Source organism: Pseudomonas sp. AAC (assembly GCF_000725445.1).
GTDB lineage: Bacteria > Pseudomonadota > Gammaproteobacteria > Pseudomonadales > Pseudomonadaceae > Pseudomonas > Pseudomonas citronellolis.
In genome coordinates this window covers 459720-475044 of record NZ_KL647096.1, presented here as the reverse complement: position 1 = coordinate 475044, position 15325 = coordinate 459720, and the positions used below count along the sequence as shown (strand labels likewise).

15 protein-coding genes are annotated in these 15325 nt (G+C 69.2%); 6 read left to right on the top strand and 9 right to left on the bottom strand.

What is annotated here, in order from left to right:
• Positions 1-3: 3 nt before the first annotated feature.
• From FG99_RS11975 to FG99_RS11945, 7 genes are all read right to left on the bottom strand, one after another.
• Positions 4-516: a nitrous oxide reductase accessory protein NosL gene (locus FG99_RS11975; RefSeq protein WP_043269810.1), complete on the bottom strand. Its 513-nt coding sequence runs from the start codon at positions 514-516 to the stop codon at positions 4-6.
• A gap of 23 nt (positions 517-539) precedes the next feature.
• Positions 540-1364, bottom strand: a complete 825-nt coding sequence (locus FG99_RS11970; protein ID WP_009614874.1) for an ABC transporter permease — start codon at positions 1362-1364, stop codon at positions 540-542.
• Positions 1361-2275, bottom strand: a complete 915-nt coding sequence (locus tag FG99_RS11965; RefSeq protein ID WP_043269808.1) for an ABC transporter ATP-binding protein — start codon at positions 2273-2275, stop codon at positions 1361-1363. The genes FG99_RS11970 and FG99_RS11965 overlap by 4 nt, the downstream gene beginning before the upstream one ends.
• Positions 2272-3543 (bottom strand): nitrous oxide reductase family maturation protein NosD, encoded by a 1272-nt coding sequence (locus FG99_RS11960; protein WP_043269806.1) that lies wholly within the window; start codon positions 3541-3543, stop codon positions 2272-2274. Before FG99_RS11960 ends, FG99_RS11965 begins: the two co-directional genes overlap by 4 nt.
• A 75-nt stretch (positions 3544-3618) precedes the next feature.
• A complete protein-coding gene (gene nosZ, locus FG99_RS11955; protein WP_043269804.1) occupies positions 3619-5532 on the bottom strand; it encodes a TAT-dependent nitrous-oxide reductase in 1914 nt (637 codons plus the stop codon).
• Between the two features lie 37 nt (positions 5533-5569).
• The gene (nosR, locus tag FG99_RS11950) at positions 5570-7669 is read right to left on the bottom strand and encodes a transcriptional regulator NosR (protein WP_043270325.1); all 2100 of its coding nucleotides are present in this window, start codon (positions 7667-7669) and stop codon (positions 5570-5572) included.
• Between the two features lie 117 nt (positions 7670-7786).
• The gene (locus FG99_RS11945) at positions 7787-8098 is read right to left on the bottom strand and encodes a c-type cytochrome (protein WP_009614885.1); all 312 of its coding nucleotides are present in this window, start codon (positions 8096-8098) and stop codon (positions 7787-7789) included.
• Between the two features lie 198 nt (positions 8099-8296).
• Here FG99_RS11945 and FG99_RS11940 point away from each other — a divergent pair, with 198 nt between their 5' ends.
• The 6 genes from FG99_RS11940 (at position 8297) to FG99_RS11915 (ending at position 13797) form a co-directional block, all read left to right on the top strand.
• A complete protein-coding gene (locus FG99_RS11940; RefSeq protein WP_009614887.1) occupies positions 8297-9091 on the top strand; it encodes a CbbQ/NirQ/NorQ/GpvN family protein in 795 nt (264 codons plus the stop codon).
• Positions 9075-9668 carry a cytochrome c oxidase subunit 3 gene (locus FG99_RS11935; RefSeq protein ID WP_043269802.1) on the top strand — a complete coding sequence of 198 codons (594 nt, stop codon included), beginning with the start codon at positions 9075-9077 and terminating at the stop codon, positions 9666-9668. The genes FG99_RS11940 and FG99_RS11935 overlap by 17 nt, the downstream gene beginning before the upstream one ends.
• Positions 9665-9913, top strand: a complete 249-nt coding sequence (locus FG99_RS11930; RefSeq protein ID WP_009614890.1) for a cytochrome C oxidase subunit IV family protein — start codon at positions 9665-9667, stop codon at positions 9911-9913. Before FG99_RS11935 ends, FG99_RS11930 begins: the two co-directional genes overlap by 4 nt.
• A gap of 114 nt (positions 9914-10027) precedes the next feature.
• Entirely contained in the window at positions 10028-10468 is a 441-nt protein-coding gene (locus tag FG99_RS11925; RefSeq protein ID WP_043270323.1) for a c-type cytochrome, read from the top strand.
• 2 nt (positions 10469-10470) lie between these two features.
• Positions 10471-11892, top strand: a complete 1422-nt coding sequence (locus FG99_RS11920; protein WP_009614895.1) for a cbb3-type cytochrome c oxidase subunit I — start codon at positions 10471-10473, stop codon at positions 11890-11892.
• A 57-nt stretch (positions 11893-11949) separates the two neighbouring features.
• Positions 11950-13797 carry a nitric oxide reductase activation protein NorD gene (locus FG99_RS11915; protein WP_043269799.1) on the top strand — a complete coding sequence of 616 codons (1848 nt, stop codon included), beginning with the start codon at positions 11950-11952 and terminating at the stop codon, positions 13795-13797.
• A gap of 649 nt (positions 13798-14446) precedes the next feature.
• On the opposite strand, the gene FG99_RS11910 is transcribed toward FG99_RS11915, so the two are convergent.
• Both FG99_RS11910 and FG99_RS11905 read right to left on the bottom strand, forming a co-directional pair.
• Positions 14447-14629 carry a hypothetical protein gene (locus FG99_RS11910; RefSeq protein WP_043269797.1) on the bottom strand — a complete coding sequence of 61 codons (183 nt, stop codon included), beginning with the start codon at positions 14627-14629 and terminating at the stop codon, positions 14447-14449.
• Between the two features lie 2 nt (positions 14630-14631).
• A complete protein-coding gene (locus FG99_RS11905; protein ID WP_009614901.1) occupies positions 14632-15315 on the bottom strand; it encodes a Crp/Fnr family transcriptional regulator in 684 nt (227 codons plus the stop codon).
• Positions 15316-15325: the final 10 nt, after the last annotated feature.

Below are 15325 nucleotides of genomic sequence, written 5' to 3'. Positions count from 1 at the left end.
CGCTCAGCGGTGCGCGTGGTCGCCGCTCACGCCCTGCAGCACGGCCTGGTCGATCTCGCTGAAGCGCAGCACGCGGCCGCCTTCGGCCTTGGCCAGGCGCTCGGCGTCGGCCTGGTTGCCGAAGGAGGCGAGGGTGGCGCCCATCGCCCCGGGGCGCTGGATGCCCACCACGTAGTAGGCGCTGGTGGCGTCGATCAGGTGGCGGTCGTCCGGGTGGTTCCAGTCGCTGCGGGCCATGTCGTGCACGTACAGGTGCTGGCCGTCGTGGCGGTTCTCCGGTTGCAGCCACCAGCCGAGCAGCTCGGCGGTGGAGCAGAACTTGCGCACCTTGCCGGCGCTCACGGCTTCGCCCTTGGGCCCGGGGAAGCCGTCGATGAGCATGCCGCAGACGTGGCATTCGTCGCCATTGTGGAAGGGCACCGGGGCGAGGTCGGCGGCGTCCTGGCGGCCGTCGCCGCAACCGGCGAGCAGCAGGCTGAACAGGGCGGCGACGAGATAGAGGCGGGGCAGCGGCATCGGGGGCTCCTTGGAGTGGGGGTTCAGGCCGGGCGGCGCCGGAACAGGCGGTAGGCCAGGGCCAGCGCCGCCGGCGTCCAGGCCGCCAGGGCCAGCCAGAGCACGGCGCCGGGCACCGGCAGGTCGCGGCCCAGGACCAGCACGCCGTCGATCTCCGGGCCGAGGCCGGAGAGGTTGATCAGGCGGTAGATGTCGGTGGGGTTGAGCAGCAGCAGCCAGGGCAGCAGTTCGGGGCTGATGCGGCCCTTGCCGAGCACCAGCAGGGCCAGCAGGGCCAGGTCGAAGAGCAGCACGAAGAAGAACCACAGGCCCAGCGCCAGGCCGGCGGCGGTGGACTTCTCGCTCACGCGGCTGCTCAGCGCGTAGGCCATGGCCAGGAACGCCCAGCCGAGCAGGGTGGAGGACAGGATGAAGCGGGCGAAGGCCCACAGCAGCTGCGACAGCTGGATGTCCGCCACCAGCACGGCGATGGACAGCGCGGCGGCGGCGAAGCCGAGCAGGGTGGCCAGGGCGAGGATCAGCCCGTGGCCGAGGAACTTGCCCAGCAGCAGCTGGCCGCGGCTCAGCGGGTAGGCCAGCAGGAGCAGCAGGGTGCCGCCTTCCTCCTCGCCGACGATGGCGTCGTAGGCCAGCAGCAGGGCGATCAGCGGCATGAGGATGGTGGCCAGGCTTGCGAGGCTGGCCATGGTCGCCGGGATCGAGGTGAAGCCCACCTGCCCGGCGGTGGCCGCGCCGAACCAGGCGATGCCCACGGCGAGCAGGGCGAACAGCAGGCTGATCGCCAGCAGCCAGCGGTTGCGCAGGCCGTCGGCCAGTTCCTTGCGGGCGATGTGCCAGACCGGCGTCATGCTGTTTCTCCGCAGGCGCGCGCGGCGCCCTGCATGTGGTGCAGGTAGAGGTCCTCCAGCGAGGGCGGCAGCACTTCCAGGCCCTCGGGCTGTTCTTCCAGCAGCGCCTGCAGCAGGCGGCGCTGCCGTTCTGCGGCGGCCAGCAGCTCGATGCGCCCGCCGTCCAGGGCGCGCACGGCGTAGCCGCTGTCGCGCCAGTGGGCCAGCCAGCGTTCGTTGCGCGGGCCGGCGATGCGGATGCGCGTCGGCAGCCCGGCCTCGCGGCGCAGTTCGGCCAGGCTGCCGCAGGTCAGCAGGCGGCCGTTGGCGAGGATGGCGGCGCGGTCGATGTGGGATTCGACGCCGGGCAGCACGTGGGAGCAGAGGATGACCCCGGTGCCCTGGTTGCGCAGGCGGTCGAGCAGGCGGTAGAGCTCGACGGTGGCCAGCGGGTCGAGGCCCACGCTGGGCTCGTCGAGCAGCAGCAGGCGCGGCCGGCCGAGGATCGCCTGGGCCAGGCCGAGGCGCTGGCGCATGCCCTTGGAGTAGGTCTTCAGGCGCCGGCCGGCGGCCTGGGCCAGGCCCACCTGTTCCAGCAGCGCGTCCACCTCGGCGGGCGCCGCGCCCTTCAGGCGGGCGAAGTGGCGCAGGGTTTCGCGGCCGGTCAGCTGCGGGTAGAAGGTGACGTTTTCCGGGAGGAAGCCGAGCTGGCGGCGCACCGCGGGGTCGTCGGCGGCGCGCCCGAACACCCGCACCTGGCCTTCGTCGGGGCGCAGCAGGCCGAGCATCAGCTTGATGCTGGTGGTCTTGCCGGCGCCGTTGTGGCCGAGCAGGCCGAGCACTTCGCCGGCGGCCAGGTCCAGGTCGAGCCCGTGCAGGGCGGTGAAGGCGCCGTAGCGCAGGCTCGCGCCTTCTATTTGCAGCAGCTTCATGGGCTCGCCTCCGCTTGCGGTTCGCGCATCAGCGGGTGGCTGTCGCGCACCCCCGGCGAGCGCGTCACCGGGAAGGCGCGCTGCACCCAGCGCAGCAGTTCGATGGATGGGCTGGCGAGCAGCAGGCGCACCTGCGGGTACAGCCACAGCAGGCGGTCGACGTTGTCGTTGGGCTCGTAGAAGACGTCGCCCAGGCCATCGTCGTCGCGGTCCCAGCCCAGGTAGTCGCTCCAGTAGTTGCCGCGGCCGTCGACCGACCATTCCTGGGTGCGGTTGGCCACGTAGAGCACCTGCCGGCGGTTGCCGACGAAGGCGTTGCCGGCGATGCGGTTGTCCTCCGAGCCCGCGGTCAGGTGGATGCCCAGGGCGCTGCCGGCCAGGCGGTTGCCCTCGATGCGGTTGTACAGCGAGTTGTAGATGAACAGGGCCTTGCCCTCGGCGCCGGCGATCATGCCTTCGCCGGTCACGCCGCTGCCGCTGCGCACGCCCTCGACGCGGTTGCCGGCGAGGGTCGAGTAGGTGATGTAGTTCATCAGGATGCCGTAGTTCTCGTCGTCCACCGAGCGGTTGCCGATCACGCTGAGCTTGCGGCTCTGCATCAGCGCGTAGCCGGTGCGGGTATGGCGGGTCAGGTTGCCGATCACCCGGCTGTCGTTGGTGAACATGTAGTGCACGCCGTAGCGCAGGTCTTCCAGGCGGTTGTGCTCGATGGCGCTGCCGTTGGCGGTGTCGATGTAGATGCCGTCGCGGGTGTGGCGCACCCGGTTGCCGCGCACCAGGGCGTTGCGCACCGCGTAGAGGTGGATGCCGTTGCCGCGGTCCTGGGAGCGCAGCCGCGCATCGCCCTCGATGCGGTTGTCCAGCACCTGGGCGTCTTCGCTGGCGTCGAGCCAGATGCCGAAGCCCGGGCCCTGCAGCCGGTTGTTGCGCAGGACCACGCCGCGGGCGCGCTTCTCGACGAAGATCGCCGAGTCCATGTCGGTCAGGTTGCGGCCCCAGTTGCGCACCCGGCAGCCTTCGACGCTGACGTCGGCGCTGCGTACGGTGAGGGTGCTGCCCTCGCCCTGGCCGTCGAAAGTGGCGCCGTCTTCACAGCGCAGGCGCATTGGCCGGTCGATGAGGAAGCGGCCGGCGTAGGTGCCGGCCGCCAGCGTCCACAGCCCGTCGCCGGCGGCGCGCAGGGGCAGCTCGTCGATCGGCTGCAGCGCGGCCAGCGCGGGGCTGGCCAGCGTCAGCAGCAGGGCGAGGCAGGCGCGGGAAGTGGGCACGCGGAAGCATCCTCCGGGGGTATTCGCAGGTGGCGGCTGCCGGGCCCCCGAGCCCGGCAGCGCCAGCGGCCCGTATCAGGCCTTTTCCACCAGCATGCGGCCGACCATTTCCATGTGCAGGGCATGGCAGAACCAGCTGCAGTAGTACCAGTGCACCCCGGGCCTGTCGGCGACGAAGGTGATGGACGAGGTCTGCTGCGGGCTGATCTCCATGCTCACGCCGTGGTTGACCATGACGAAGCCGTGGGTCACGTCCTCGATCTCGTCGAGGTTGGTGATGGTCACCGTGACCTCGTCGCCCTGCTTCACGGTGAACTCGGTGATCCCGTAGGTGGGCGCCATGGAGGTCATGTACACGCGCACCTGCTTGCCGTCGCGGATGACCTTGTTGTCCTTGAGCAGGTCGATGCCGTCCTTCTTCGCCCGGGCCACGGTCGGGGCGAAGAAGGGGTCGTCGCGCGACCAGATCTTGCGCGGCTTGATCTGGTCGCGGCGGGCGAGGATGCAGTCGTGCGGCTCGGCGAAGGTGGGGCCGTCGTGGACCAGTTGCATCTCGTCGCCGGAGATGTCGATCAGCTGGTCGTTCTCCGGGTGCAGCGGGCCGGTGAGCAGGAAGCGGTCCTTGGAGAACTTGCTCAGCACCACCACCCACTTGCCGTCGGCCTCGCGGGTCTCGCAGAGCGAGGCGTGGTTGTGCCCCGGCTGGTAGTGCACGTCGAGCTTCTGGCGGATGTAGTCGACCTTCTCGCCCTTGTAGGCGCGCACCGCGTCCTCCAGGTTCCACTTCACCAGCTGGCTGTCGATGAACAGCGTGGTGTAGGCGTTGCCGCGGCCGTCGAAGGTGGTGTGCAGCGGGCCCAGGCCCAGCTCCGGCTCGGCGACTACGACCTCGCGCGGGTCCTTGAGCTTGCCGGCGAAGAGGTCCGGCAGTTTGTCGATGGCGATCATGCTGCAGGTCGGCGACAGCTTGCCGTTGGCGATGAAGTACTTGCCGTCCGGCGAGGTGTTCAGGCCGTGGGGGTTCTTCGGCACCGGGATGTAGCGCGTCACCGCGCTGTCCTTGCCGTCTTTCCTGCGGCCGTCGACCACCGGGACCTTGGAGTCGCCCAGGGTGACGAAGCGCTTGGCCTTGATCTCGGCCTCGATGCGCGGGATGTCGAACACCACCACCCAGTCGCGCTCGTTGCGCATCATGCCGGCCAGGTCCACCGCCTTCTCCGAGTTGTAGCAGGTGGAGGCGGCGAAGCGGCCGGTGTAGTCCATGTCGGTGTTGTCGAGGTTGCCGTCGACTATCACCTGCCAGGCCACCTCCATGGTCTCGGCGTCGATGGCGTTGTACATGGTGAAGGCGTTGTCCGCGCCGGGGTCGAAGCTGGAGCCGTCGTTGGGGTGGGGAATGATGAACTCGGCGTTGCAGAACACGTACTTGGTGTGCGGCACCTTCTGCAGGCGCAGGCCGTGGATGGCCTGGACGTTGGGGATGGTGACGATCCTGTCGCACTTCATGATGTCCAGGCGGATGCGCGCGACGCGGCTGTTGGCCTTGTCGTTGATGAACAGGTACTTGCCGTCGTACTTGCCGTCGGTCATGGAGATGTGCGGGTGGTGGCAGTCGCCGTTGTGGAAGCGCGCGCTGTCGCCGAGGATGTGCTTGCTCTCGTTGGTCAGGCCCCAGCCGGTGGCCGAGTCGACGTTGAACACCGGGATGCGCATCAGCTCGCGCATCGACGGGACGCCGATCACCCGGACCTCGCCGGAGTGGCCGCCGCTCCAGAAGCCGTAGTACTCGTCCAGCTCGCCGGGGCCGACGTGGGCCTTGGCCTGCGCCGCCTTGACCGTATCGGCCCAGGCCTCGCGCGGGATCACCGCGCCGCCCAGGGCGCTGGCGCCGACCAGCGCCGCGGCGCCGGTGACCGCCGAGGCGCCGAGGAAGTCGCGGCGGCTGAAGCCGCTGGCGTCTTCGGGCTGCGGGTGTTTCTTCTCGTTCATGTCCGTTCCTCCCAAGTTGCTATTCAGAATTGGCGCTTCAGAGTTGGCGCACGGCAATCCGCTCGCCGTCGTCCGCCGGTTCCGGCTTGCTACGTTTCTTGCGCTTGTTCACCAGCGGTGGGCACTTGTTCTGGTCGTGGTAGGTGAGCTGGCAGTCGAGGCAGTAGTGGCACTCGTTGGCGTTGATCCGGCCGTCCGGGTGAATGGCCTGGATCTCGCACTCGCGGGCGCACAGTTGGCAGGGCTGGCCGCATTCCTTGCGCCGCTTGAGCCAGTCGAACAGGCGCGCCTTGCCGGGGATGGCCAGGGCCGCGCCGAGCGGGCAGAGGTAGCGGCAATAGACCTTGCGGGTGAACAGGTTGACCAGCAGCAGGCCGCCGGCGTAGGCGACGAAGCCCCACTGGCGGGCGAAGCCCAGGGTGATGGCGGTCTTGAACGGCTCCACCTCGGCGGCGCGCTCGGCGGTGGCGAGCGATTCGAGGGACAGGCCGAACAGCGCCAGCAGGATGATGTACTTGATCGCCCAGAGCCGCTCGTGGACCGCGAAGGGCAACTCGAACTGCGGCACCCGCAGCTTGCGCGCGGCCTCGTTGAGCAGCTCCTGCAGGGCGCCGAACGGGCACAGCCAGCCGCAGAACACGCCGCGTCCCCAGAGCAGCACGCTGGCGGCGGTGAAGGTCCAGAGGATGAACAGGATGGGGTCGCTGAGGAACAGTTCCCAGCGGAAGCCTTCGAACAGCGCGTGGACGAAGGTCAGCACGTTGACCACCGACAGCTGGCCCAGGCAGTACCAGCCGATGAACACCAGGGTGAAGGCCAGGTAGCCGCGGCGCACCCAGTGCAGCAGGTGCGGCCGGCGGGTCAGGGCGTCCTGCAGGAAGAGGATGGTGGCGAGCAGCGCCAGGGCGCCGAGCAGCACGCCGATCTGGAAGCTCTTCTGGTACCAGATGCGCAGCCACAGGGGGCGCTTGGCCTCTTCCAGGGCCGCCAGTTCCTCGGCGCTGGGCTGCGGCCGCAGCAGGTAGGCCTCGGGCGTCTGGTAGGGCAGGGCGAAGCTGGTGAACAGGCTGGCCACCGGGCCGGTCTGGCGGCGCACCAGCAGCTCCAGGTTCCACGGCGTACCGGGGTCGAAGCGGTGCTGGGCGCGGACGATGAAGATGGCCATCTCGGCGAAGGCCGGCATGCCCTCGGCATAGACGTCGGACAGGCGCTGGTAGTCGAGGTCGCGGAAGCTGAGGATGTCGCCGAACTGGCGCAGCTGCACCCGGTCGAAGATGCCGCCGCGCACGTAGCCGGAGCCCTTGAACGAATACTGGCCGTTGCCCAGCACGGCGATGGCGTATTCGCCGGGCTTCAGCGAGCCCATCAGCTCCTGGTACTGGCGTTCGCCCAGCAGGTTGCGGCCGACGGTTGGCGGGTTGAGCAGGGCGGTGTAGAGGTCGATGAAGTCGTCCGCGCGGTGCGCCGCATCGGCCGCGCCGACGCTGGCGGCCTCGGTGCCCTTGAAGGCGTCGTCGATCTGCCCGCGGTTCAGTTGCAGGCGGCGGATCGCGCCGTTGCCGGTCAGCTCGGCCCAGGTCGCCGGCTGGAAGGCGTCCAGGCGCACTTGCGCGGGCTTGGGCCGGACGCTGCCGCCGTCCTCGATCAGCCCCAGGGACACCGCCACGGTATGGGCGGCGCGCATGACGATCTCGTTGACCACCATGACAGTGACAGTGGCGCCGGCGACGGCATCGATGGTAGTCGTCCGGGCGTCGCTGGAGCGGCCGACCACCACGCGCTGGTCGGCCCGCACGCCGGCATAGCCGGCGGTGAAGGCGTGCAATTTCTCGACGGGAATGCCGATCAGCAGGATCGGTTCGTGGTGTTCCAGTACATAGGTGTCGCGGATCACCGCATGGGGATCGAGGATCACCTGCAGGTTGATCGGCTTGCCGGAATAGGCCGGCATCTGCGTGACGCGGATGCTCTGGAAGGCGTAGCCGAGCAGCTCGTCGCCCTTGAACAGGCGGCGCACGCCGAACTCGCCCTCGGCATCGCCGATGCGTTCTACGCCGGGGAACACCTGGGTGATGCGCGTGCGCTCCAGGTCGCTGAGATCGGCGCCTTGGGCGGCCAGGCCGACCAGTAGCAACAGCCAGCCCAGCAGCAGATGGAGGCACCGGACGGCGCCTTTGCGGCCGGCGTCGGGCTCCGTACTACAGTGGGCATCCTGGTCGGCGGCCATCGGGTTTCCTCCCCTGCGCAACAACTACTACTTGAGCGTGACTATCCACTCGGCAAGGGTCTTGGCCTCGTCCTCGCTGACGGCGTTGGGCGGCATCGGCATCGCGCCCCAGACGCCCTGGCTGCCCTTGCGGATGCTGTGCATCACGTGGGCCACGCCGTCGGACTGGTCGCCGTACTTCTTCGCCACGTCATGGAAGGCCGGGCCCACCAGTTTCTTGTCCAGCGTGTGGCAGGCCACGCAGGCCTTGGCCTTGAACAGGTCCTCGGCGCTGCTGGCGAAGGCTGGCGCCTGTGCCAGCAACCCGGCGGCCAGCAGTACGGCCATTGCTTTGTTCATGGTTCTCTTTCCTCGCAGGCTTGGCGCCGCAGCGCCGGATCCAGGTGCCGGCGTCCCCCCGGCGGTGGCTGCGATTCTAGGAGGGGCCCGTGACGCAAACGCTTGATGGGGATCAAGAACTTCCGGCGCGGCGCTTGAGGCGGATCGTCGCGCTGGCTAGCGTGCCAAGCCGTGGAACCCGATGGAGAACCCCCGCTCATGAACGCACCCGCCCAGGAACTTCCGCTCTTCTACCAGCCCAGCGGCAACGAGGTGACGCTGTTCGGCGAAGCCGCGGCGCAAGGCATGCCGGTGCTGATCAAGGGCCCCACCGGCTGCGGCAAGACGCGCTTCGTCCAGCACATGGCGCAGCGCCTGGGCCGGCCGCTGTACACCGTGGCCTGCCACGACGACCTGTCGGCGGCGGACCTGGTCGGCCGCCACCTGATCGGCAGCGACGGCACCTGGTGGCAGGACGGCCCGCTGACCCGCGCGGTGCGCGAGGGCGGCATCTGCTACCTCGACGAGGTGGTCGAGGCGCGCCAGGACACGGTGGTGGTGCTGCACCCGCTGGCGGACGACCGCCGCGAGCTGTTCATCGAGCGCACCGGAGAATCGCTGGTGGCGCCGCCCGGCTTCATGCTGGTGGTGTCCTACAACCCCGGCTACCAGAACCTGCTCAAGGGCATGAAGCCGAGCACCCGCCAGCGCTTCGTGGCGCTGCGCTTCGACTACCCGGCGGCGGAGGTGGAGGCGGGCATCATCGCCCGCGAGGCCAACGTCGACCGCGAGCTGGCCCAGCGCCTGGCGCAGCTGGGCGTGGCCCTGCGCCGCCTGGGGCGGCAGGAGCTGGAGGAAGTCTGCTCGACGCGCCTGCTGGTGCTCACCGCGCGGCTGATCCACGCCGGGCTGGCGCCGCGCGAGGCGTGCCGAGCCGGGCTGGCCGAGCCGCTGTCCGACGACGAGGGCACCGTCGCCGCGCTGATGGACCTGGTCGATGTCCACTTCGCCTGAGGCCCTGGCCAGCGCCCGGCGCCTGCCGGGCGACCTGGCGATGTGGCTGTTCATCCTCGCCGAGCTGAGCGTCTTCGCCATCCTCATCCTGGTCTTCGCCGTGGCCCAGCGCCTGGATGCCGAGGGCTTCCGCGCCGGCCGCGCGGCGCTGGACCTGTCCCTGGGCCTGGCCCTGACGCTGAGCCTGCTGACCGCCGGCTTCCTCGCCGCCGCCGCGGTGGAGCTGGTGCGCCGCGGCTACCAGCGCCGCGCCAGCTTCCTGCTGCTGGCGGCGCTGGCGCTCGGGCTGCTGCACGTCTGGCTGAAGGCCGGCGAATACCTGCACCTGGCGCAGCGCGGGCTGGACCTGGAGCACAGCACCTTCTTCACGCTGTTCTGGCTGGTCACCGGCTTCCACTTCCTGCACGTCTGGCTGGGCCTGGTGATCCTCGGCTGGATGGCCCTGCGCTGCCTGCGCGGCGCCTATGCCCAGGGCGCCCTCGGCGGGCTGGAGTCCGGGGCGCTGTACTGGCACATGGTGGACCTGGTGTGGGTGATGTTGTTCCCGCTGGTCTACGTGCTGGCGCCGCTGCCATGAGGTCGCTGGCCCTGGCCTGGGCGTTGCTGGTGCCGCTGGCGCTGGCCGGCATCTGGCTCGGCAACCACGCCGCCAGCGCGCTGCTGCCGGTGGCGAGCATCCTGCTGCTGGCGCTGGGCAAGGCCTGGCTCATCGTGCTGCGCTTCATGGAGCTGGGCCACGGCCCGGCGTTGTGGCGCCGGCTGCTGCTCGGCTGGCCGCTGGCGCTCGCCGTGCTCCTCCTGGCCGTCCACGCAAGCTACTGATTTCCCTGAAAATAAATACCTGACAGGAAGCATTGGTCTTTCTTGATCGCCATCAAGCGGATCGGCCCGGGGGCCTTCCTAGAATGGCCGCAAATCGAGACCGAGGAGGACCCCATGTCAGACACCTTCACCAAGGGCATGGCGAGGAACATATACCTGGGGGGAGGCGTTTTCTTCTTCCTGGTGTTTCTCGCCCTGACCTATCACACCGAAACCACCTTCCCCAAACGCACCAACCAGGCCGAGCTGACCGAGTCGGTGGTGCGCGGCAAGCTGGTGTGGGAGCAGAACAACTGCGTCGGCTGCCATTCGCTGCTCGGCGAGGGCGCCTACTTCGCGCCGGAGCTGGGCAACGTGATCGGCCGCCGCGGCGGTGACGCCGCCTTCGACAGCTTCCTCGCCGCCTGGATGAAGATGCAGCCGCTGGGCATCCCCGGGCGCCGGCAGATGCCGCAGTTCCACCTCAGCGACCAGGAGGTGACGGACCTGGCGGCCTTCCTGCGCTGGACCTCGAAGATCGATACCAACAAATGGCCGCCGAACAAGGAGGGTTGAGCATGAACCCGGGCAATCCCCATCTGAAATTCGCTTCGCAAGCGGTGGCCAAGCCGTACTTCGTGTTCGCCCTGATGCTGTTCGTCGGGCAGATCGTCTTCGGCCTGGTCATGGGCATGCAGTACGTGGTCGGCGACTTCCTGTTCCCGGCCATCCCGTTCAACGTCGCGCGCATGGTGCACACCAACCTGCTGATCGTCTGGCTGCTGTTCGGCTTCATGGGCGCGGCCTACTACCTGGTGCCGGAGGAGGCCGACCGCGAACTGCACAGCCCGAAACTGGCGATCGTGCTGTTCTGGGTGTTCGCCATCGCCGGCGTGCTGACCATCCTCGGCTACCTGCTGGTGCCCTACGCGGGGCTGGCCAGGCTGACCCACAACGAGCTGCTGCCGACCATGGGCCGGGAGTTCCTCGAACAGCCGACCATCACCAAGCTGGGCATAGTCGTGGTCGCCCTGGGCTTCCTCTACAACATCGGCATGACCTTGCTGAAGGGCCGCAAGACGGTGGTCAGCGTGGTGATGATGACCGGCCTGGTGGGCCTGGCGGTGTTCTTCCTGTTCTCCTTCTACAACCCGGAGAACCTGGCCCGCGACAAGTACTACTGGTGGTGGGTGGTGCACCTGTGGGTGGAAGGCGTGTGGGAGCTGATCATGGGCTCGATGCTGGCCTTCGTGCTGATCAAGGTCACCGGCGTCGACCGCGAGGTGGTGGAGAAGTGGCTCTACGTGATCATCGCCATGGCCCTGATCACCGGCATCATCGGCACCGGCCACCACTACTTCTGGATCGGCGCGCCGGGCGTGTGGCTGTGGCTCGGCTCGATCTTCTCGGCCCTTGAACCGCTGCCGTTCTTCGCCATGGTGCTGTTCGCCTTCAACATGGTGCGCCGCCGTCGCCGCGAGCACCCGAACAAGGCCGCCTCGCTCTGGGCCCTGGGCACCACGGTGACCGCGTTCCTCGGCGCCGGCGTGTGGGGCTTCCTGCACACCCTGGCCCCGGTGAACTACTACACCCACGGCACCCAGCTGACCGCGGCCCACGGCCACCTGGCGTTCTACGGCGCCTACGTGATGATCGTGATCACCCTGATCAGCTACGCCATGCCGCGCTTGCGCGGGATCGGCGAGGCGGCCGATGCCCGGGCGCAGAGCCTGGAGATCTGGGCCTTCTGGCTGATGACCATCTCCATGCTGCTGATCACCCTGCTGCTGACCGCCGCCGGCGTGGTGCAGGTGTGGCTGCAGCGGATGCCGGCCGACGGCGCGGCCATGCCGTTCATGGCCACGGTGGAGCAACTGAAGGTGTTCTTCTGGTTGCGCCTGTACGCCGGCTTCGGCTTCCTCATCGGGCTGATCTGCTACCTGCTGAGCTTCCGCCAGCGCGGCCGCATCGCGGTGGGCGTGGCGCAACAGGCCGGTTGAGTTCCCTCCCCCGGGGCCCGTCTGCCTGGCAGCGGGCCCTTTTTTCGCGAGGCCGCGATGACCATTCACCTGGAACTGGAGGAAGGCTTCGGCCGCGCCTGGCACCGCTTCATCACCCGCCGCGCGAGCCCGACCTTCGAGGACGCGGCGGTGAGCCTGGACGAGGTCCGCTGCAGCCTGCTGCTGCTGTTCCGCGGCACCGGCGGCGAGGCCGGCGTCGGCGTGGAGGCGGCCAGCCCGCGCGAACTGCTGGTGCGCCGCAGCCTGTTGCAGCAAGTGGCCGGCACCTGCCAGCAACTGCCGGTGGCCTGGTTCGACGCCGACTCCCTGCGCCTGCCGCCCAGCCTGGCGGTCTACCCCGATGCGCAACTGAACCGCGAACTCTACCGCTGGCTGGCGCTGCTCGCGGCGCACAGCCAGCCGCTGCGGCACTGGGCCGGCGACAACCAGGCCTGGACCCTCGCCGTGTTGCAGCGCTACCCGCTGCTGCGCCCGCGCTATGAACGGCTGGTGGAGGCGCTGCTGCCGCTGCGCCCGGACCCGGCCCAGTTGCCGCCGGCCGAGGCGGTGCTGGAGCGCGCGCTGCGCCAGGCCCTGCGCGAGCCGGGCAGCGTACTCCGCCTGCCGCGCAGCGAGCGCGCGCCCTGGCCGCTGCCGTTGTGGCTGTATCCACCGCAGCAGTTGGCGGCGCCGCAGCGCACCGAACTGGTCGACGGCGACGAGCAGGGCAGGCCGACGGGCGACGCTCGCAACGGCATCGCCCGCAAGCGTGGCGAGCGCACCGAACAGGACCCGGGGCGCGGCGGCCTGCTGCTGTTCCGCCTGGAGAACCTGTTCAGCTGGTCCGAGCACGTCGAGCTGGACCGCGCCGGCGACGACAGCGAGGACCTGGACGCCGCGCGGGTGGCCGAGGACCTCGACCACCTGAGCCTGTCCCGGCAACGCCAGCGCAGGGGCGGCGGCCTGCGCCTGGACCTGGACCTGCCGGCGGCCGAATACGACGACCTGCCGCTGGGCGAGGGCATCCGCCTGCCGGAATGGGACTACCGGCGCCAGTGCCTGCTGCCCGACCACGTCTGCCTGCAGCCGATGCTGCCGCGCGATGCCGCGCCGGCGCCGCTGCCGGATGCGCTGGCGCCCATCGCCCGGCGCCTGCGCCGCCAGTTCGAGGGCCTGCGCCAGCAACCGCAGTGGCTGCGCCGCCAGCCCCAGGGCAGCGAGCCGGACCTGCAGGCCTGGCTGGACTTCAGCGTCGAACGGCGCCTGGGCGCCTGCGCCGAGACCGGCCTGTTCCTCGAACGCCGGCAAACCCGCCGCGACCTGGCCTGCCTGCTGCTGGCCGACCTGTCGATGTCCACCGACGCGCACCTGGACGACCGCCACCGCGTCATCGACCTGATCGGCGACAGCCTGCTGCTGTTCGGCGAAGCATTGCAGGCGGTGGGCGATCGTTTCGCGCTGTACGGCTTTTCCTCGCTGCGCCGGCACCACGTGCGCCTGACCCAGCTGAAGAGCTTCGAGGAACGCCACGGCGACGCCGTGCGCGGCCGTATCCGCGCCTTGCGCCCCGGCTACTACACACGCATGGGCGCGGCGATCCGCCGGGCCACGCAACTGCTGCTCGAACGCGGCGAGCGCCAGCGCCTGCTGCTGATCCTCACCGACGGCAAGCCCAACGACCTGGATTGCTACGAGGGCCGCTACGGCATCGAAGACACCCGCCAGGCGGTGCTGGAAGCCCGCCGCGCCGGGGTGCTGCCGTTCTGCCTGACCATCGACCGCGAGGCGGCGGACTACCTGCCGCACCTGTTCGGCCACCAGGGCTACCAGATGCTGCACGACCCGGCCCAGCTGCCGCTGCGCCTGCCGCAGCTGTACCGCCAGCTGACCCGCCGCCGCGAGTGAGGCCGTGCGCCATTGTAGGAGCAGCGGGCCCTGCCCGCGAATCGCGCGCAGGGCGCGCTCCTACAGGGGGACGATGTGGCGAGTGAGGCGGTGGACAGCCCTTTGTAGGAGCGAGTGGGACGCCCAGTTCTTGCTCGCGAACCAATCCCCGTAGCGAGACCCGTTCGCGACCGGACTTACCGGCCGCTCAGGACGGCCCCCTCTCCCGCTTGCGGGAGAGGGTTGGGGAGAGGGCGCTCTTGAACCCGACACTTACGCCACCGGCAAACTCCGTTCGCGAGCAAGCTCGCTCCTACGAAAAGCACCTCGGCGCAGTGCGAACCCGGAAACAGCGTAGGAGCAAGCGTCTTGCCGGCTGCGCCGGAGTGCTCTTCGTAGGATGGGTTGAGCTTGCGAAACCCATGCGGTCGTGGCGATGGGTATCGCTTCGCTCAACCCATCCTACGGGGCTTCGAACCTACCTGTAGGAGCAACTGTCTTGCGGGCCGCACCGAGACGCTCTTCGTAGGATGGGTTGAGCTTGCGAAACCCATGCGGTCGTGGCGATGGGTATCGCTTCGCTCAACACCATCCTACGAAAAGCCATGCTCGCTCATGCGGTAGGAGCGGATTCATCCGCGATCCAGCCGGCAGGCCGGTTTCGGGACGCCTAGCGCGGCAACCAGACCGCCATGGCCACGCAGAACACCGCAAGGACGACGCAGAACAGCTTGAACCGACGCAGCTGCCTCTGCCTGGCCAGCGCCTGTTCGGCCGGCAGCGGCATGCCGCAGTGCGGGCAGTCGGCCTGGTCGTCGGGACTGGCCTGCTGGCAATACAGGCACTGGCGCATGCCTATTCGAACTGCTCCAGGCGCAGCGGATCGAGGACCTGCACGGTGCGGCCCTGCAGGTCGATGATGCGTTCGTCGATCAGCCGGCGCAGCACGCGGGAGAAGGTTTCCGGCTGGATCGACAGGTGCCCGGCCACCAGTTGCTTGGCCATCGGCAGGTCGAAGCGCAGGTCGGCGTCGCCGTGGCGGTTGAGCAGCGTCAGCAGGTAGCGCACCACCCGGTGGGTGGAGTTCTTCAGCGACAGCGTCTCGATCTCGTTGATCCGCCGGTGCAGGCGGATGCACAGGGTGCCGAGCAGGGCGAAGGGCAGCTGCGGGTTGCTGTGCAGCAGCTCCAGGTAGGTGCGGTTGGCGAAGCGGTAGACCTGCGTCGGCTCCAGCGCCTGGGCCGAGGCGACGTAGTCCGGGGTGTCCATGAACATCATGGCCTCGGCGAAGGTCTGCCGGCCGACCACCACTTCCAGGACCTTCTCCTGGCCCTCCGGGGTCAGCCGGAAGATCTTCACCGCGCCGGATATCACGAAGAAGAACGCATGCGCCGGCTCGCCCTGGTGGAACAGCTTGTCGCCCTTGTCGAGGTTGAGCAGTTGGCAGGTGGCGAGCAGCTGTTCCAGCTGCGCCTCGTCGAGGGCATCGAACAGGTGATGCCCGCGCAGGATCTGCTGGTGGACGCGCTGGGACTGCATGGCGGAGCTT